The 18,691-nt window shown below is 67.8% G+C and carries 16 protein-coding genes; 7 read left to right on the plus strand and 9 right to left on the minus strand.

The window, feature by feature from the left end; translation table 11 throughout:
- Window positions 1-7 precede the first annotated feature (7 nt).
- On the plus strand, window positions 8-1,177 hold the full coding sequence (locus G4Z14_RS02295; protein WP_227751473.1) for a peptidoglycan DD-metalloendopeptidase family protein: 1,170 nt from the start codon (window positions 8-10) through the stop codon (window positions 1,175-1,177).
- Window positions 1,178-1,234: 57 nt separating this feature from the next.
- Here the strand turns inward: G4Z14_RS02295 and guaB are convergent, their stop codons facing one another.
- On the minus strand, window positions 1,235-2,683 hold the full coding sequence (gene guaB / locus G4Z14_RS02300) for an IMP dehydrogenase (protein ID WP_164623122.1): 1,449 nt from the start codon (window positions 2,681-2,683) through the stop codon (window positions 1,235-1,237).
- Between the two features lie 143 nt (window positions 2,684-2,826).
- Between guaB and G4Z14_RS02305 the strand changes: the two genes are divergently transcribed.
- Window positions 2,827-3,534 (plus strand): type 1 glutamine amidotransferase, encoded by a 708-nt coding sequence (locus G4Z14_RS02305; RefSeq protein ID WP_164623123.1) that lies wholly within the window; start codon window positions 2,827-2,829, stop codon window positions 3,532-3,534.
- 101 nt (window positions 3,535-3,635) lie between these two features.
- On the opposite strand, the gene G4Z14_RS02310 is transcribed toward G4Z14_RS02305, so the two are convergent.
- Complete coding sequence (locus G4Z14_RS02310; protein WP_164623124.1) at window positions 3,636-4,649, minus strand: TDT family transporter; 1,014 nt, start codon at window positions 4,647-4,649, stop codon at window positions 3,636-3,638.
- A 92-nt stretch (window positions 4,650-4,741) separates the two neighbouring features.
- Complete coding sequence (locus G4Z14_RS02315) at window positions 4,742-5,530, minus strand: phytanoyl-CoA dioxygenase family protein (RefSeq protein ID WP_164623125.1); 789 nt, start codon at window positions 5,528-5,530, stop codon at window positions 4,742-4,744.
- Between the two features lie 85 nt (window positions 5,531-5,615).
- On the opposite strand from G4Z14_RS02315, the gene G4Z14_RS02320 reads away from it, so the two are divergent.
- Both G4Z14_RS02320 and G4Z14_RS02325 read left to right on the plus strand, forming a co-directional pair.
- Window positions 5,616-6,548, plus strand: coding sequence for a LysR family transcriptional regulator (locus G4Z14_RS02320; protein WP_164623126.1), 933 nt, complete (start codon window positions 5,616-5,618; stop codon window positions 6,546-6,548).
- Between the two features lie 33 nt (window positions 6,549-6,581).
- A complete protein-coding gene (locus G4Z14_RS02325; RefSeq protein ID WP_164623127.1) occupies window positions 6,582-7,559 on the plus strand; it encodes a glucokinase in 978 nt (325 codons plus the stop codon).
- 45 nt (window positions 7,560-7,604) lie between these two features.
- Here G4Z14_RS02325 and G4Z14_RS02330 read toward each other — a convergent pair whose 3' ends face one another.
- Both G4Z14_RS02330 and G4Z14_RS02335 read right to left on the minus strand, forming a co-directional pair.
- Window positions 7,605-8,267: an alpha/beta hydrolase gene (locus G4Z14_RS02330; protein WP_164623128.1), complete on the minus strand. Its 663-nt coding sequence runs from the start codon at window positions 8,265-8,267 to the stop codon at window positions 7,605-7,607.
- Window positions 8,264-8,893 (minus strand): DNA-3-methyladenine glycosylase family protein, encoded by a 630-nt coding sequence (locus G4Z14_RS02335; protein ID WP_164623129.1) that lies wholly within the window; start codon window positions 8,891-8,893, stop codon window positions 8,264-8,266. Before G4Z14_RS02335 ends, G4Z14_RS02330 begins: the two co-directional genes overlap by 4 nt.
- A 180-nt stretch (window positions 8,894-9,073) precedes the next feature.
- On the opposite strand from G4Z14_RS02335, the gene G4Z14_RS02340 reads away from it, so the two are divergent.
- Entirely contained in the window at window positions 9,074-10,285 is a 1,212-nt protein-coding gene (locus G4Z14_RS02340) for an MFS transporter (protein WP_164623130.1), read from the plus strand.
- A 437-nt stretch (window positions 10,286-10,722) separates the two neighbouring features.
- On the opposite strand, the gene G4Z14_RS02345 is transcribed toward G4Z14_RS02340, so the two are convergent.
- The 3 genes from G4Z14_RS02345 to cysS form a co-directional block, all read right to left on the minus strand.
- Window positions 10,723-11,463 (minus strand): squalene/phytoene synthase family protein, encoded by a 741-nt coding sequence (locus G4Z14_RS02345; RefSeq protein WP_164623131.1) that lies wholly within the window; start codon window positions 11,461-11,463, stop codon window positions 10,723-10,725.
- Window positions 11,464-11,473: 10 nt separating this feature from the next.
- Window positions 11,474-13,096, minus strand: a complete 1,623-nt coding sequence (gene cimA / locus G4Z14_RS02350; protein WP_164623132.1) for a citramalate synthase — start codon at window positions 13,094-13,096, stop codon at window positions 11,474-11,476.
- 125 nt (window positions 13,097-13,221) lie between these two features.
- Window positions 13,222-14,718: a cysteine--tRNA ligase gene (gene cysS / locus G4Z14_RS02355; RefSeq protein WP_164623133.1), complete on the minus strand. Its 1,497-nt coding sequence runs from the start codon at window positions 14,716-14,718 to the stop codon at window positions 13,222-13,224.
- 232 nt (window positions 14,719-14,950) lie between these two features.
- On the opposite strand from cysS, the gene G4Z14_RS02360 reads away from it, so the two are divergent.
- Together G4Z14_RS02360 and G4Z14_RS02365 are read left to right on the plus strand one after the other, a co-directional pair.
- Entirely contained in the window at window positions 14,951-16,330 is a 1,380-nt protein-coding gene (locus G4Z14_RS02360) for a pyridoxal phosphate-dependent decarboxylase family protein (protein ID WP_164623134.1), read from the plus strand.
- 59 nt (window positions 16,331-16,389) lie between these two features.
- Entirely contained in the window at window positions 16,390-16,854 is a 465-nt protein-coding gene (locus G4Z14_RS02365) for a hypothetical protein (RefSeq protein ID WP_164623135.1), read from the plus strand.
- 3 nt (window positions 16,855-16,857) lie between these two features.
- Here G4Z14_RS02365 and G4Z14_RS02370 read toward each other — a convergent pair whose 3' ends face one another.
- A complete protein-coding gene (locus G4Z14_RS02370) occupies window positions 16,858-18,660 on the minus strand; it encodes an ABC-F family ATP-binding cassette domain-containing protein (RefSeq protein WP_164623136.1) in 1,803 nt (600 codons plus the stop codon).
- Window positions 18,661-18,691: the final 31 nt, after the last annotated feature.

The raw sequence follows: 18,691 nt of genomic DNA on the forward strand, positions 1-18,691 counted from the left end.
GGCAGTGATGGCGATTTCGCGGAAACCGGGGCTGGGTCTGACGGCGGTGCTTTTCCTGTCGGCTTGCGGCGGCGGCTCCTTTGACTGGGACCTGCGCAGCGGCACGGGGGCGCTTGATACCTCGGGCGCGGCCATGCAGGCCACCGGACCCCGCCCCGGCGCCGACGGGCGCGGCGTGATTTCCTATCCCGGCTATCAGGTCGCCGTGGCGAAAAAGGGCGACACCGTCGCCTCGGTCGCGGCCCGCGTCGGCCTGCCGGCAACCGAGCTTGCCGGCTACAACGCGCTGAAACCCGGCGACAGCCTGCGCGAGGGCGAGGTGTTGGCGCTGCCGGCCCGTGTCGCGGCGGCGCCTTCCGCCACCGGGGCGGTGATCGGCAGCGGGGCCGCGCCGGGCGGCATCGACGTCTCCACCATCGCCACGACGGCGCTTGACCGGGTGGACGCCGCGGGAACCGCCCCGGCCGCAAGTGCGGCGCCGGCCGCGACTATCGGCAGCGGCATGGAACCGACGCGCCACCGCGTCGCGCGCGGCGAAACCGCCTTCTCCATCGCCCGTAGCTACAATGTCTCCGCCAAGGCGCTGGCCGACTGGAACGGGCTTGGCCCCGATCTCGCCGTGCGCGAGGGGCAATATCTGATGATCCCGACACCAAGCGGCGCCCCGCCCGAGCCCGCCGATGAAGTCGCCACCGCGCCCGGCAGTGCCAGCCCGACGCCGACGCCGCCCTCGGCCAAGGAACCGCTGCCCGACGAAAAGGTCGCCCCCGCCAGCGAAACCCCCAAGGACGAGCCGGTGGCCGACATGGCCAGCCAGCGCACCACCGGATCGAAATTCGCCATGCCGGTATCGGGCAAGATCATCCGCAGCTATGCCAAGGGCAAGAATGACGGCATCGACATCGCCGCCGCGCCCGGCACGGCGGTGAAATCCGCCGCCGACGGCACAGTTGCCGCCGTGACCAAGGACACCACCGGCACGCCGATCGTGGTCATCCGCCATGCCGACGGGCTGTTGACGGTCTATGCCGGGGTGGACGGGCTGAAGGTCGGCAAGGGTGACACAGTGTCGAAGGGCCAGACCATCGCCACAGTGCGCAGCGCCGATCCGGCCTTCGTGCATTTCGAGGTCAGGAAGGGCGTCGACAGCCTCGACCCGCTGCCCTACGTCCAGTAAGAGCGAAACGCGCACGCGAAATGAAAAGGCCCGCTCGATCCGAGCGGGCCTTTCGTTTCAGCCAACCCGGTAATTCGGGCTTTCGCGGGTGATCTGCACGTCATGGACGTGGCTTTCCTTCAGCCCCGCCCCGGTGATGCGCACGAAAGAGCAGCCTTGCCGCATCTCGGCCACCGTGCGGTTGCCGGTATAGCCCATGGCGGCGCGCAACCCGCCGACCATCTGGTGCAGCACGGTCGCCACCGGCCCCTTGTAGGGCACCTGCCCCTCGATGCCTTCCGGCACCAGCTTGTCAGAGGCGGCATCCTTCTGGAAATAGCGGTCGGCACTGCCGCGCGCCATGGCGCCAAGACTGCCCATGCCGCGATAGGCCTTGAAGCTGCGGCCTTGGTAAAGGATCAGCTCGCCGGGGGACTCGTCAGTGCCGGCAATGGCACTGCCGACCATGGCGCAGGAGGCCCCGGCGGCAATCGCCTTGGCGAAATCGCCCGAGAACTTGATGCCGCCGTCGGCGATGACCGGAATGTCGCCCGCTGCCCGCGCCGCATCCATGATCGCGGTCAACTGCGGCACACCTACACCCGCGACGATGCGCGTGGTGCAGATGCTGCCCGGCCCGATCCCGACCTTCACCGCATCGGCGCCGGCGCCGATCAGGGCGCGGGTGGCTTCCGCCGTGGCGACGTTGCCCGCCACCACCTGCACGGTGTTCGACAGCTTCTTGATCCGCTCGACCGCCTTTGCCACGCCTTCGGAATGGCCATGCGCGGTGTCGATCACCACCATGTCGACGCCCGCCTCGATCAGCGCCTGCGAGCGTTCGAATCCGGCATCGCCGACGGTGGAGGCCGCCGCCACCCGCAGCCGGCCCATCTCGTCCTTGCAGGCCTGCGGGTTCAGCACCGCCTTCTCGGTATCCTTCAGCGTCAGCAGGCCCGTGAGCTTGCCCGCGCCATCGGTGACCAGCAGCTTCTCGATCCGCCGCGCCTTCATCAGACTGATCGCCGCGTCGCGGTCCACCGGCTCGCGCAGGAGCGCAAGGTTCTCCGAGGTCATCATCACCGACACCGGGGTCTTGTCGTCGGAGGCAAAGCGCATGTCGCGGTTGGTGACGATGCCCAAGACCCGGCCCTGATGGTCGACCACCGGAAAGCCGGTGATCTGGTAACGCTCCATCAGCAGCTTGGCGTCGGCCAGCGTCTGCTCCGGGGTCAGCGTGACGGGCGCATAGACCACGCCCGATTCAAACCGCTTCACGCGGCTGACTTCGCGCGCCTGCGCCTGCAGGTCGAGATTGCGGTGAATGACGCCGATCCCGCCGGACTGCGCCATGGCAATCGCCATGCGGCCTTCCGTCACCGTGTCCATCGCCGAGGACAAGAGCGGAATGTTCATGCGGATCGACTTGGTCACGAAGGTCGAGGTGTCGGCATCCGACGGCAGCACATTGGATGCGGCCGGAACCAGAAGCACGTCGTCAAAGGTAAGCGCCTCGCGAATCTCCAATTGGGCCTCCATGGGGTTTGGCTGGGAGTGTTCGTTTGACGGCTCCCCTTTTCACGCGGCGGGGCCGAGCGCAAGAGCCATTTGGCCCCCTTGCGGCGATTTGGCCGAAGTGCATTGATGCGCCCGGCGAAGAGGAGCCGGAAATGCGCGTTGCCATTGTCGAGAATACCCATGTCACCCATCACGGTCAGCTCGGCGTCGCGCTGCACGAGGCCGGGGCGCGGATCGACCTGTGGAAACCCTGGCGCGCCGGCGATGGTGCGGCGGCCCTGCCCGATCTTGGCGCCTATGACGCGCTGGTGGTCTTTGGCGGCGAACAGACCGCGCTGGCGGATGCGAGCCACCCCTACTTGCCGCGCCTGGCCCATCTGATGAAGGAAAGCGCGGCGATGGGGATTGCCACACTCGGGGTCTGCCTCGGCAGTCAGGTCTTTGCGCGCGGCATCGGTGCCAACAACCACATCGGCACGGCGGGGGAATATGGCTGGTCCGAAGTCAGCCTGACCGAGGCGGGCCGGACCGATCCGGTCCTGTCGCAGGTGCCGCAAACCTTCCCGATCATGCAGTGGCACTCCGATACCTTCAGCCTGCCGCCCGGCGCCGTGCATCTTGCCAGCTCGCCCAAGGCCGCGGTGCAGGCCTTCCGCTATGGCCGCGCCGGCTATGGCACGCAGTTCCATTTCGAAGCCAACCGCGCCGTCGCCGCCGACTGGGCGCGCGAATTTGCCCCGGCCTTCGAAGCCGCCCGCCCCGGCTGGGTCGGCGATTTCGACGCCCATGCCGCGGCCCACGGCCCCGCCGCCGATGCCCACGGCCTCGCCATCGCCCGGGCCTGGGTCAAGCTGATCTGAGCCCTTTCACATTGGCGCAAATATCCCCGCCGGAGGCGCACGACGCCCGGCCGGAGGAGCCTCCGGCGGGGATATTTGCGCCAGTATGAAAGACCGGCGCCTCAGGCCTCGGCGGCGTTGGTCTTTGCCGCCAGCCGGTTTCCCGGCCACAGCTTCAGCACGTTCCAGGCGATGGCGGGAACAAGGCCCAGGGCCAGGATCAGCACCACGATGCCGGGCAGCTCCCAGCTGCCGCCCAGCGTCAGGAGGGCGGCGGCAAGGGCGGTCAGCGGGAAGGTGAAGGCGCCCCAGAGCGGGGAAAAGCCGGTGACGGTGATCCAGCGCGCCGCGGACAGGAGCGCGAGGAAGATCGCGGCACCGAGGCCGGCAAGGGCCGTGGCGAGCAGCGGCTGGCCGGTCAGGCCTGCGACCTGCGACAGAAGCGCTGCCGGGGCAAGGTGGATCGCCAGCAGCGGGCGCAGCGGCGCGGGCGGCGCATTACGCAGCAGTTGCAGGACCGAGACCGCCCAGATCGCGCCGGCGGCGGCAAGCGTCGGCCAGAAGATCGCAGCGGCGGCCCGGTCGTAGCCCAGCTGTGCCAGCGGCACCGCACCGACGATGAAGCCGACAAAGGCAAGGTGAAACACCGGGCTGATGCGGCGGGCATCGGGCGGCAGGCGGGTCAGGACTGCGACCAGCGCCGCGGTCATGGCGCCATGAGCGAGCAGCGCCGCCACTGCCAGCGTCAGCGCAAGCCATGGCGCATAGGGCACCAGGACCGCCGCCGCGGCCATGCCGCTCATCGTGGCGGCGGCAAGCCCGGCGCGGCCGGGCAGGACGCGCATGTCCTCGGCCAGTGCGCCCGGCCGGCGGACCAGCTTCGCCACCAGCGCCAGCGTGGCGAAAAGCCAAAGGATCATCAGCGCCCCGAGGGCAGCCTCGACCAGTCCGCCCAGGGGAGAGCCGGCTAGCCCCAGCACTGCGCCCCCCTTGCGCGCGGCAAGGCCAAGGCCCAGCACGCCCAGGATCACCGGAAAGATCGCTGGGGGCGTGCGTGCGAAGAGCCTTGGCTTGCGCGGTGGAAATTCGGGCGCGGGATAGGCGCGCGGGCGGCGGTCTTTGACGGGGGCGGACATCGGGCAAGCTCCTTTGGCCGCCAGCTTCAGCGCAAATCCGTCGCCGGGGCAAGCGGTCCTGCTGCCGCAGGCGGCAGGACCGGGCCTGCCTGTCAGCGCAGGAAGGGGAACCAGTCCTGCCGCAGCACCTGGCCGTCCACCATGTCATGGCCCGGATAGGGCGGCGAGGTGCGCCCCGGCCGGGTCACATAGCGCGCGTCATCGCCCAGAAGCCGCAGCGAGAAGGCCCGGCGGCGGCTGGCCGCATTGTTGCCGCGCGCGCCGTGCAGCGTCAGATAGTCGAAGGCCACCGCGTCGCCCGGCTCCATCTGCCATTCCCGCACCGTCATGCCCTCGGCATCGGGGTCGGGCACCGCCATGTATTTCTCGCTGTCGGGGTAGAAGCTGGTTTCCGCCAGCCAGCGCGTCGGCAGCACTTCCTTTTCCCAGCGATGGCTGCCGGCGACGCAGCGCAGGCTGGCTTCCTTCACCGGATCGAGCGGCGACCAGAACGACACGGTCTGGCGGCCCTGCACGAAGTAATAGGGGCCGTCCTGATGCCAGGGTGTCGGTTTCGAGGTGCCGGGTTCCTTGACCAGCACATGATCGTGGAACATCTGCACGCGCTCGGACCGCATCAGGCTGGCGGCCACCTGCGCGACATCCGAGCCCTTGATGACCCGTTCAAACTCAGGAATCCGCGTCCAGTTGCAATAGTCGTCAAAGAACCGCCCGCCTTCGCCGGGTTTCAGGTTCTCGGCCGCGTAAGGCCCCGGTTCGGCCATGTTGCGCTCGATCCCGGCGCGCAGCGGTTCCACCCAGTCCTTCCACAGCCCCTTGACCAGCACGACTCCGTCGCGCTGGAAATCCTCGACCATCTGTTCGGTTACAACCGTTGCCATTCGCGCCTCCATTGAGCTTTGCAAATGCTTAATCCCGGCCCTATCATTTGTTCAAATCATACCTTTCAATGAAGGTCATAGGCTGATGCTATCCCTGACCCTGCGCCAGATCGAATATGCCGTGGCCGTCGCGGCCCATGGCGGCATGAGCGCGGCGGCGGCGGCGCTGCATGTCAGCCAGCCGGCGCTGTCGGTGGCGCTTGGCCAGCTTGAGGCGCATCTTGGCCAGCCCCTGTTCCTGCGCCGGCCGGGCGGGCGGCTGGTGCCCACGAGTTTCGGCCAGCGCTGGCTTTTCAGCGCGGAAGAGGCACTGGAGCGGGTGGGCGCGCTGGCCCATCCGGGGCGGCTGGCCGAGCAGGCGCTGCGGCTGGCGGTGTTCGAGGATCTGGCCCCGGCCTGCCTGGCCCCCGTGCTCGCCGCGGTCGCAGTCGAGGCGCCGCAGTTGCAGATCCTGCCGCTGCTGATGGGGTTCGAACCGCTTGCCGCCGCGCTGCATCAGGGGCGGGCCGATCTGGCGCTGACCTGGGATCTGGGGCTGGAGGCCGATGTCGACCGCCTGACGCTGGCCCGCATCCCGCCCCATGCCGTGCTGGCCGAGGGACACCCCTTGGCCGCGCAGCCCCGCATCACCTTGCGGGATCTGGCGGATCAGCCGCTGATCCTGACCGATCAGGGGCTGTCGATCAGCCACATGCGGGCGCTCTTCGCCCGCGCGGGGCTGCAGCCGCGGATCGCGCAGCGCGCCGCGACGCTGGAGTTGATGCGCAGTCTTGCCGCCAACGGGCTGGGGGTGGGCCTGTCCTATACCAACCCCGCCGCGCGGCTTTCACAGGATGGCAAGCCGCTGCACACGCGGCCGCTGGTCGATGCCGGCGCCGAGGCGATCGTGCTGGCGCGGCTGGCTGCCAACCCGGTCACCGAGGGCGGGCGGTTGCTGGCCCGGCTCTTGCCCGGGCTGATCGCCGCGCCGGCCTTCCCCGATGCCCTTCCAGCTTGTGATTCCGCCGAAAGCCGCTAGAAGGCAAACCATCTCCAGCGCAGGTTTCCGCCCATGTCCCAACGCTCTGCCCTCGCCCTCGTTGCCGATATCGGCGGCACCAATACCCGCGTGGCGCTGGCCGATGGCGAGGTGGTGCGCGACGGTAGCATCCGGCGCTATGCCAATGCGGGCTTTGCCGATCTGGAAACCGTGCTGCGCCGCTATCTGGACGAGACAGGGAACCCCGGCGTCTCGGGGGTCTGTGTCGCCGCTGCCGGGCCGGTGCGCGACGGCGTCGCCACCATGACAAACCTTGACTGGACGATCACCGGCACCGGGCTGACCGCCGCGACCGGGGCGGCGCAGACCGCCATCCTGAACGATCTGCAGGCGCAGGGCCACGCGCTTGGCCGCATCGCGCCGGCGCATCTGCGGCAGGTCATCGCCGGGCCGAAGAAACCCGGCGGCGCCATGCTGGTCGTCGGCCTTGGCACCGGCATGAACGCCGCGCCGGTGCATGAAACCCCTTGGGGCCGGGTGGTGGCAGCCAGCGAATGCGGCCATATCTCGATGCCGGTGCGGACGGATGAAGACCACCGTCTGGCGAAGTTCGTCGCCGAAGTCGGCCCGCATGCCCATGGCTTTGCCGGGGTCGAGGATGTGCTGGCCGGGCGCGGGCTGGAGCGGGTCTATGCCTTTGCAGCGCATGAGGCGGGCCGGACGGCCGACAAGCGCGGGGCCGAGATCATGGCCGATGTCGCGGCGGGCGAGACGCTCGCCTGCACCGCGGCACAACTCTACATTCACCTGCTGGGGCAGGAACTGGGCAACCTCGCGCTGATCCACCTGCCCTTCGGCGGCATCTACCTGATCGGCGGTGTCGCCCGCGCCATGCAGCCCTGGTTCGACCGCATGGCCCTTGCGGCGCATTTCCGCGACAAGGGCCGCTTTGCCGAATTCATGGGCAGCTTCTCGGTCGAGATCGTCGAGGACGACTATGCCGCGCTGACCGGCTGCGCCGCCTATCTGGCGGGCGGCGGGCGGGGCTGAGCGCAAGGCCGGGAGGCGGCGCCAAAATCTGGCGCAGATTTTGGCTCACCCCGGCAGGCGTTCCTTCAGGAACTGCATCGCCACGCCCAACCCGTCGGGCGCGATGCCGTGGCCGGTGCCATGCATGACATGGCCGAAAGTCTCGAACCCCGCCGCGACCAGCGCGTTGCCCGCCGTCTGCATTTCCTGAAACGGCACCACGTCATCGCGGTCGCCGTGGATCAGCACCACGGGCGGCTTGACCAGCGCCTCCTGCGCCAGCACCTGCGGCCGCAGAAGCCGGCCCGAGATCGCCACGACGCCGGCAATCGCCTGTGCCCGGCGCGGGGCGACATGCAGGCTCATCATCGCGCCCTGCGAAAAGCCGACCAGCGCCAGCGCGGCCGGGGTCAGGCCCTCCTCGGCCAGCCGCTGATCGAGGAAGGCGTTCAGATCCTCGGCCGCGCGGTTCATCTCGACCGCCGCCTCAACCTCGCTTGACCCGTCAAAGCGCGGGATCGGAAACCATTGCCGGCCAAAGGGATTGCCGGCGCAGGGCGCAGGCGCATCCGGGGCGGCGAATGCCGTATAGGGCAGATGCGCGGCCAGCGGATCGGCCAGCCCCAGCAGGTCGGCCCCGTCGGCACCATAGCCATGCAGGAACACCACCAGCGATTTCGCCTGCCCGCTCTGCGCCGCCACCCGACCGAATTTCAACTCGCGCGTCATCTGATGCCTTCCCGTGATTTTGCCAGCCGGTAGTAGGCCCAAAGGATACGCGCCGCAACCGAGCGCCACGGACTCCAGGCCTCGGCCATGCTGCGCAGGGCACGTTCCTTCGGGCGCTCGGGCAGGTCGAACAGCAGCCGCGCCGCCTCTTGCAGCGCCAGATCGCCGGGAGCAAAGACATCGGCCCGGCCAAGCGCGAACATGGCGTAGATCTCGGCAGTCCAGCTGCCAATGCCCGGAACTGCCGTAAGGGTGGCGACGACCTGCGGATCGGGCAGGCTGCGCAACCCGTCAAAATCGATCCCCGACAGTGCCAGCGCCCGGGCATAGCGCGCCTTCTGCCGGCTGAGCCCGGCGCCGCGCAGCGCCTCGTCGCTGGCCTCGGCCACCGCCGCCTGCGCCACCAACCCAGCCGCCTCCATCCGCCGCCAGATCGCGTCTGCCGAAGCGATCGACACCTGCTGGCCGACAATCGCATCGAGAAGTGCTGTGAAGCCATCGGGCTGGCGCCGCAGCGGCAAGGGGCCAACCTCGGCCAGCGCAAGGGCAAAGCGCGGCTCGGCCTGCGCCAGCCAGCCGGCGCCTTCGGCCACACAGTCCAGAGTTTCGATGATCCGTCCCACCATGGCGCCAGCATGGCCATGGCCGGGGGAAAGGCAAGCCCCGGCGCCGGCCTTCCCGCGGCCATGGCGGGAGGAGCCCCGCCGCCTTCCGGGGCGCGACCGCGAGCGCCGGTGCCATCCCCAAGGCCCTGAACCATTTTCCCTCTTGCCCTGCCCCGCGCCCGCCCTTAGCCCTTTGCCACCATGACCCATGACATCAACGACACTCTCGCCAAGCGGAATGTGCTCGTGCTGGTGGCCGCGCAGGCCATCCTTGGCGCGCAGATGCCGATGATCTTCACCATCGGCGGGCTGGCCGGTCAGAGCCTTGCGCCGAACGCCTGCTGGGCGACGCTGCCGATCAGCTTCATCGTCATCGGCTCGATGCTGACGGCCACGCCGATCTCCAGCTTCATGGCCCGGCAGGGCCGCACGGCGGGTTTCGTGCTTGGCGCGATCGGCGGCGCCTTCGGGGCGGCCATCGGCGCGGCGGGGCTGATGCTGGCGTCCTTCCCGATCTTCCTCATCGGCTCGCTCTTCACGGGCGTCTACATGAGCGCGCAGGGCTTTTACCGCTTCGCCGCCGCCGATACCGCCTCGGACGCCTTCCGGCCGAAGGCGATTTCCTGGGTCATGGCGGGGGGGCTCTTGTCGGCCGTGCTCGGTCCGCAGCTGGTGAAGGTGACGGCGCAGTCCATGGTGGTGCCCTTCCTTGGCACCTATCTGGCGGTGATCGCGCTGAACCTGCTGGGCATGTTCCTGTTCATCGCCCTGCGCATCCCGAAACCCCGCCCCGCCAGCGCCGGCGCGCCTCAGGGCCGCAGCCGGGCCGAGCTGATCCGCACCCCGGTAATCGCTGTCGCCATGATCTGCGCCACGGTGTCCTATGCGCTGATGAACCTCGTGATGACCTCTTCGCCGCTGGCCGTCGTCGGCTGCGGTTTTGAAACCGGGGATGCGGCCGACGTCGTCACCGCGCATGTGCTGGCGATGTATGCGCCCTCGTTCATCACCGGCCATGTCATCGCCCGGCTCGGGGTCGAGCGGGTGATCGCCATCGGGCTGATGATCCTCGCCGGATCGGGTGCGGTGGCGATGTCGGGGGTGGAGCTGGAGAATTTCTTCATCGCCCTGATGCTTTTGGGCTTTGGCTGGAATTTCGGCTTCATCGGCGCAACGACCATGCTGGCCAACGCCCAACGCCCCGAGGAACGCGGGCGGCTGCAGGGGCTGAACGACCTTGTGGTGTTCGGCGGCGTGACGCTGGCCTCGTTCTCGTCGGGCGGGTTGATGAACTGCTCGGGCGGCTCGGTCGAGACCGGCTGGCAACTGGTCAACCTGGCGATGCTGCCCTTCCTCGTGCTGGCCGGCGGCGCGCTGATCTGGCTGTGGCTGAAGCCGAAAGAGACGCGGTAGGGTGGGTGGTTCCGCGCGCCCCTGCGCGGGTTCACCCACCGCAGCCGCGAAACCCTGCCCCTGCGGTGGGTCAATGCCCCACCCCACGCCTTGCCGCTGCGCTCAGAGCCGCCCCGTAACACGCGCTGGCTGTGGCCGAAGCCGCTGGAAACCCGCTAGACGCCCCCCCCCGGGCCGACCTGTCACCCCCCCCGTGGGGAGGGGCTGGGGGTGGGGGCGTGGCGGTATGGCGCGGACGTGTCGCTGCGGTCAGAGCCGCCCGGTGACACTCGCCCACAAAAGCCCGCCCCGGCGGGAAAACTCCGACAGCCCCATCCGCCCGCCGGCCTGCCGCCGCCCCCGAACTCTCCGCCCTGTCCCGCCGCCAGCCGACCTGTCACCTCCCCCCCGTGGGGAGGGGCTCGGGGTGGCGGTATGGCGCGGACGTGTCGCTGCGGTCAGAGCCGCCCGGTGACACTCACCCACAAAAGCCCGCCCCGGCGGGAAAACTCCGACAGCCCCATCCGCCCGCCGGCCACCACGCCCGGGTCGGCCAGGACCTGCCGCAAGAGGCCCCGCGCCTGCCAGGCCGCGAGCGCGGCGGCCTTCGGCACCCGGCCGCGTGCCGCATCCAGCCGCGCCAGCCCCTCAGTTGCCAGCGCCTGCACTGCGCTGGCGCGTCCATCGGGCAAGGGCATCCGCCCCCGCGCCTCCAGCTCCGGCACGGCGCGCAGGTAATTGGCCAGCCCCGAGGCCCAGCCCAGGGCGCGCGCCGCAGCCTCATCGTGGCCACCGCAGGCCACCGCGGCCAGCCACATCAGCCCTCCGGCGGTGTCGTCCAGATAGGCCTCGAACGCCGGGCCATCGGCAAAAGGCTCGCCCCAGGCATCGTGCAACCGCGCCGCGATCAGCCGGTCGATCACCGGCAGCGGCAAGCCCGCCTCCCGGATCACGGCATGGAACGGAGCCGCCACCTCATGCGCCCGCGCCACCGGCTCGGCCACCACATCGCGCCACCATTGCAGGCGCATTTCGGCAATCATCGGCTCCTTCGACACCCAGGGCGCACGCGCCACCTCCAGATTGAAGGCGTAAAGCGGCAGCAACCGGGCGCGCGCGGCGGGCGGCGCGGCCATGACGGCGGCAAAGCGGTCGGGATCGCCGCGCTCGACGATCCCGGCGCAAGCGGCAAGGCTCATCGCCCGGCCCTCATTCCGGCACCTGCCTGTCACGCACCAGCTTCCAGGTGATCGCATCCAGAAGTGCTTCGAACGAGGCATCGACGATGTTGGCCGACACCCCCACCGTCTGCCAGCGCCGGCCCTGCCCGTCTTCCGAATCGATGATGACCCGCGTCACCGCCTCGGTGCCGCCATTGGTGATGCGCACCTTGAAATCCACGAGCTTCATGTCGTCGATGCAGGCCTGATAGGGGCCAAGATCCTTGGCCAGCGCCTTGGACAACGCGTTGACCGGGCCATGGTCCTGCCCGGTCTCATCCATGCTGTCGGAAACCGACATCGCCTTGCGCTCGCCGATCTTCACCACCACCACCGCTTCGGAGAGGCTGACCATTTCGTTGTACTTGTTCTTCCGCCGCTCCACCGTCACCCGATAGCGCTTGACCTCGAAGAACTGCGGCAAGAGGCCCAGCTCGCGCCGTGCCAGAAGCTCGAAACTGGCCTGCGCCCCGTCATAGGCATAGCCCTGATCCTCGCGCTCCTTGATGATTTCAAGGATGCGGCCAAGGCGGCGGTCCTTGGCCTCCACCTCGATCCCCGCGCTTGCCAGCCGGGCGCGCAGGTTCGACTGGCCCGCCTGATTGGACATCGGGATGACACGGGCATTGCCGACGCTTTCCGGCGGGATATGCTCGTAAGTGGTGGGGTCCTTCAGGATGGCGCTCGCGTGCAGCCCCGCCTTGTGGGCAAAGGCCGAGGCCCCGACATAGGGCGCCGAGCGCAGCGGAACCCGGTTCAGGATATCGTCCAGCGTGCGGCTGATCTTCAGAAGTTGCGTCAACCCCGCCTCGGAAACCCCTGTTTCGAAAGCGGATCTGAACGGTTCCTTCAAGAGCAGCGTCGGGATCAGCGTCGTCAGGTTGGCATTGCCGCAGCGCTCGCCCAGACCATTGAGCGTGCCCTGAATCTGCCGGCACCCCGCCTCGACGGCGGCCAGCGAATTGGCCACCGCGTTGCCGGTGTCGTCATGGCAATGAATCCCCAGCCGGTCGCCCGGAATCCCCGCCGCGATCACCTCGGCCACGATGCGGCCGACCTCGGACGGCAGCGTGCCGCCGTTGGTGTCACACAGGACCAGCCAGCGCGCCCCCGCCTCCTGCGCCGCCTTCAGGCAGGACACCGCGTAGTCCGGGTTCGCCTTGTAGCCGTCGAAGAAATGCTCGGCATCAAACAGTGCCTCGCGGCCCTTGGCCACGCAATGCGCCACCGAGGCCCCGATCGATTCCAGATTTTCCTCCAGCGTGCAGCCAAGCGCGGTGTTCACATGGAAATCATGCGTCTTGCCGACCAGACAGACCGCCGGGGTGCGGGCATCCAGCACCGCCGCCAGCACATCGTCATTCTCCGCCGACCGCCCCACCCGCTTGGTCATGCCGAAAGCGGTCATTGTCGCTCGGGTCTTCGGGGCGGCGGCGAAGAACTCGCTGTCGGTCGGGTTCGCCCCCGGCCAGCCACCCTCGATGTAATCGACGCCAAGGGCATCCAGGTTTTCGGCGATCTGGCGCTTTTCCAGCGCCGAGAACTGCACGCCCTGGGTCTGCTGCCCGTCGCGCAGCGTGGTGTCGAAGAGGTAGAGGCGTTCGCGGGTCATTCCTTACCCTTTCGTGCAACCGAGGGCCGCGACCGACCCGGGGTGGGCGCCATCGCGCCCGCCCATGGGGCGGGTCGGGCGCGGCCCGGAAGCTTGGGGCCTCCGGGCGGCAGAAAGCACAGCCCTCATTTCAACCCCTCCAGCTTGGCCGGGTCAAAGCCGGGACCGGGCAGAAGCTCCACCCCCGCCTTGGACATGCGCACCTCGACCCCGGCAGCGGTGAGCGCGGATTTCAGGGCATCGACGGGGGCGAAGTTTTTGGTTTGCATTGCGTCTTGCCGCAACTTGGAAAGGGTGTCGCGCAACGCTCTCAGCTGATCCTGCCAAGGGGCGGGCGCAATGCCGGATGCCCTTAGGCTATGACCAGACGCAAAACCGTTATCCCAAGCATGCAACTCGAATCCGGCAAACTTTGCTTTCAACGCTTCGACATCAAATCCCAGCAGGTCGAGCGCGCCGACAAGCTGCATCTCCTGCTCGTCCTTCAGGTATTTGCTGACATGTGTAAGCGCCAGCGACGTGTTCAGGTCATTTGCAAGCGCATCGACAACCTCTTGCGGAGGGACGGCCTTCGAAACGTCAACCCATGGCTTGGTGAACGGATCGCGCGACAAGAACTGAGCAATTTTTCGCAGCGTCCCCTCCGCCTCTCGCGCCTTCTCCGCCGTCCAGTCCATCGGCTTGCGATAATGTGTAGACAAATAGACCATACGGATGACCTCACCCGGCACGCCCTGATCCAGCAAATCCCGCACGGTGAAGAAGTTGCCCAAGGACTTCGACATCTTCTTGCCCTCGACCTGCAGCATCTCGTTGTGCAGCCAGACCTGGGCAAAGCCGGCCTCGGGATGGGCGCAGCAGCTTTGCGCTATCTCGTTCTCATGATGCGGGAATTGCAGGTCCAGCCCGCCGCCGTGAATGTCGAACGACGCTCCCAAAAGCTCGTAACTCATTGCCGAGCATTCGATATGCCAGCCCGGCCGCCCCCGGCCCCAAGGGCTGCTCCAGCCCGGTTCCTCCTCGGATGACGGCTTCCACAGCACGAAATCCATCGGGTCTTCCTTGAAGGGCGCCACTTCGACACGCGCCCCGGCGATCATGTCATCGACCGAGCGGCCGGAGAGCGCGCCATAGGCCTTGTACGACCGTACACGGAACAGCACATGGCCCGCACGGGCATAGGCATGCCCCCCCGCGATCAGCCCTTCGATCATCGCCACCATCGGCCCGATATATGCGGTCGCCCGCGGCTCGTGATCGGGGCGCAGCGCGCCCAAAGCGTCCATGTCGGCGTGATACCAGCCGATGGTTTCCTCGGTCCGCTCATGGATCAGCGCCTCCATGCTGCGCGGATCGCCGGCCTCCTTGCGCGCCAGCGCGGTAGCGTTGATCTTGTCGTCGACGTCGGTGAAATTGCGGACATAGGTCACATGTTCCGCCCCATAGACATGCCTCAGCAGCCGGTAAAGCGTGTCGAACACCACCACCGGGCGGCCATTGCCAAGGTGGGCGCGGTCATAGACCGTCGGGCCGCAGACATACATCCGCACATTGGCCGGATCCAAAGGCGAAAACGCCTCTTTCTTCCGGGTTTTCGAATTGTGCAGCCTGATCGTGACCATGTTCTATCCCGTCGAAAGGCACCGCCTGCCGCGGGTCTGTCATCTGATCCTTGTGGGAATGGAGACGGGCCCGCGTGACCTATGTCAGCAGGTAATGCAGCAAATGCCGATGGTGCCCGGTTGTCTCATGCCCCTGCCCTAGCGCAATTCCCTTGCTCCGCCAAGCCTTTTCGCCAGACTTGCGCGAATCCCGATGGGCGATGGCTTGACGGGTCAAGCAAATGGGGCAGCCATGAATCACGACGATCTGAACCTCTGGTCGAAACGCGCCGCCGACTGGGCCACCGACTATCACGCCGGCCTGCGCGGCCGCCCGGTGCGCGCGCCCCTGGTGCCGGGGGCGATCTCGTCGCAGCTTCCCACGGCCCCGCCCGAAACGGCCGAGCCGATGGAGGCGATCTTTGCCGATTTCGACCGCATCGTGCCGCCGGGCCTGACCCATTGGCAGCACCCGCGCTTCTTCGCCTATTTCCCGGCCAATGCCTCACCGGCCTCGATGCTGGCCGAGAAGCTGGCCAATGCCATCGCGGCGCAGGGGATGATCTGGCAGACCTCGCCGGCGGTGACGGAAATCGAGCAGGTGATGGTGCAATGGCTGCGCCAGGGGCTTGGCCTGCCCGAAGGGTTTACCGGCACGCTGCATGACAGCGCCACTACGGCGACGCTGTCGGCGGTGCTGACCATGCGCGAGCAGGCGCTGGAATTTCACGGCAATATCAACGGGCTCTCCGGGCTTCCTCGCCTGCGGCTTTATGCCAGCGCCGAGACGCATTCCTCGGTCGACAAGGCGGCGCGGGTGGCGGGGATCGGGCAGGACAATCTGGTGAAGATCCCGACCGACCAAGGCCTGTCGATGAAGCCCGGCGCGCTGGCGGGTGCCATCGCCGCCGACCGCGAAGCCGGGATGCTGCCCGCCGGGGTGATCCTTTGCGCCGGGGGCACCAGCGTCGGCGCCTTTGACCGCATCGGCGAATGCATTGCAGTCGCCCATGCCGCCGGCCTGCCGGTGCATGTCGATGCCGCCTGGGCCGGATCGGCGATGATCTGCCCGGAGTTCCGCGAAATGTGGGCGGGCATCGAGGCGGCCGACAGCATCGTCTTCAACCCGCACAAATGGCTGGGTGTGCAGTTCGACTGCGCGGTGCAGTTCCTGCGCGATCCGACGCCGCAGGTGAAAACCCTTGGCCTGCGGCCCTCCTATCTGGAAACCGCCGGGAAAGAGGACATCGTCAACTTCAACGAATGGACAGTGCCGCTCGGCCGCCGCTTCCGGGCGCTGAAACTGTGGTTCACCCTGCGCGCCTATGGGCTGGAGGGGCTGCGCGCCCGCATCCGCAACCATGTGGCTTGGGCGAAGGAGGCCTGCGAGGCGCTGCGCGCCCTGCCCGGCGTGCGGATCGTCACCGAACCGCGGCTGTCGCTTTTTACCTTCGCGCTGAAGGATGACGCGGCGACCGAGGTTTTGCTCAACAAGATCAACGATGACGGCCGGATCTACCTGACCCAGACCCGCCACAAGGGCGCCTATGTCATCCGGGTGCAGGTCGGCCAGTTCGACTGCACGCGCGACGATGTGATGACCATTCCGCAGGTGGTGGCCGAGTTGATGTAGCGCTGGACGGGAGGGCCGCCCGGCGGCAAGATCGGCGTATTGTCTCAGAAGGATTTCCCATGCGCCCGGTTCTTGCCCTGTGCCTGCTCGCCAGCCCTGCCCTTGCCGAAAGCCCGCGCGAGGCGCTGTTTCCGGGCGATGAGGGCTGTTACCGCCGTGACTATGATGCGGGCCATCTGGCCACCCATCCCGACCAGCTGGTGCGCGAGATACGGCTTTCGCCAGACAAGGCGGTCTTGGACGCGCGGTATCTGGTGCTGAAGGTGCAGGTCCGCCTGCGGGGCAGCGACGACGAACTGCTCGCGAATGCCTATTGCGAGAACACCGGCGGCAGCCTGTCCTGCGGGCTGGAAGGCGACGCGGGCTGGCTGACCTTGGAGCCGACGGCCAGGGGCCTGCGTGCCAGTGTGGGGCGCGACGGGATCGGGTTCGAAACCGATACCGGCTTTGTCACCCTTGGCGGCGGGCAGAGCGATGACACGGTTTTTGCCATTCCCCGCGCCAGCGCCGAGGCCTGCCAGTAAGCCTCAGCCGTTCTTCTCTTCCAGCACCAGCCATTCTTCTTCCGCCGCTGCCAGCGCGGTCTGGCGCTCGGCAATCGCGGCGGTGGCCTTGGCGAATTTCGCCGGTTCGCGGCTGAAAAGATCGGGATCGGCGATCAGGGTCGAGAGCTTGGCAATCTCGGACTCCAGCTTTTCCATCACCCCGGGCAAGGCTTCCAGCCGCTTCTTCTCGGTGAAAGAAAGGCCATCGACCTTCTTCACATCCGCTTTCAAGACAGGCTGGGAAGCCGCTGTTTTCACGGCAACTTCCTCAACCGGCGCCGGCCGCTGCGCCGCATAGTCCGACCAGCCGCCGGGATAGGCGGTGGCGCGGCCCTTGCCTTCCAGCGCCACAGTGGCGGTTGCCACCCGGTCGATGAAATCGCGGTCGTGGGACACCAGCAGCACTGTGCCGTCATACTCGCCCAGAATGTCCTGCAACAGATCCAGCGTCTCGACATCAAGATCGTTGGTCGGCTCGTCAAGGATCAGAAGGTTCGACGACTTCGCCATCAGCTTGGCCAAGAGAAGCCGTGCCTTCTCGCCGCCCGACAGCGCCTTGACCGGAGCGCGGGCCTGGCGTTCGTCAAACAGGAAGTCCTTGAGATAGGCCACCACATGTTTCGGCGTGCCGCGCACCAGCACCTGATCCGAGGTGCCCGAAACCTTCATCAAGGGATCGCCGGTCAGGTTCTCCCACAGGCTCGCCTCGGGGTCGAGCTGCGCGCGGGTCTGATCGAAAACCGCGATCTCGAGGTTGGTGCCAAGGCTGACGCTGCCGGTATCGGGAGCAATCTCGCCCACCAGCATTTTCAGCAGCGTGGTCTTGCCGACGCCGTTCGGGCCGACAAAGGCCACCCGGTCGCCGCGCAGGATACGCAGATCGAAATTGCGGATCAGGGTCTTGTCGCCATAGGTCTTGGAGATACCGACTGCCTCGATCACCTTCTTGCCGCTGGTCGTGGTGCTTTCCAGTTCCAGCGCGGCGGTGCCCTGCCGGCGGATCTGTCCGGCGCGCTCGGCCCGCAGCGCCTGCAGCGCCCGCACCCGGCCCATGTTGCGCTTGCGCCGCGCCGAGATGCCCTCGACCGCCCATTTCGCCTCGTGCTTGATCTTGCGGTCGAGCTTGTGGCGCGCCTCGTCCTCCTCGGCCCAGATGGTCTCGCGCCAGTCCTCAAAGCCTTCGAAGCCGGATTCGCGGCGGCGCACCTCGCCCCGGTCGATCCAGAGCGTCGCCTTCGACAGGGCACGCAGGAAGGCGCGGTCGTGGCTGATGAGCACAAAGGCCGAGCGGGTGGCGGTCAGTTCGGCCTCCAGCCATTCGATCGCCTGAATATCAAGGTGGTTGGTCGGCTCGTCGAGGAGCATCAGTTCCGGCGCTTCGGCCATCAGCTTGGCCAAGGCCGCCCGCCGCCGCTCGCCGCCCGAGGCGGTGGCGACCGGGGTTTCGGGGTTGAACTTCAGCCCCTCGGCCACGACGGAAACCTTGTAGGCCTCGCCCTCGGGCAGACCGCTTGCCGCATAATCGCCCAAGGTGGCGTAGGCCGAGAGGTCGGGGTCCTGCTCCATATAGCCCACGGTCACACCGGGCGGGACGACGCGCAGGCCGGCATCGGGCTCCACCAGCCCCGCCATCACCTTCATCAGCGTCGATTTGCCCGAGCCGTTGCGCCCGACCAGCGCCACCCGGTCGCCGGGTTGCACCACGAGGTCGAGGTTGTCGAACACCGGATTGCCGCCGAAGGTCAGCGAGATGCCGGAAAGCTGGAGAAGGGGTGCGCGTGCCATGGCCCGCAGGTATGCGGGCGGGCGGGCGGCG

Source organism: Tabrizicola oligotrophica (assembly GCF_011008935.1).
Classification (GTDB): domain Bacteria; phylum Pseudomonadota; class Alphaproteobacteria; order Rhodobacterales; family Rhodobacteraceae; genus Tabrizicola_A; species Tabrizicola_A oligotrophica.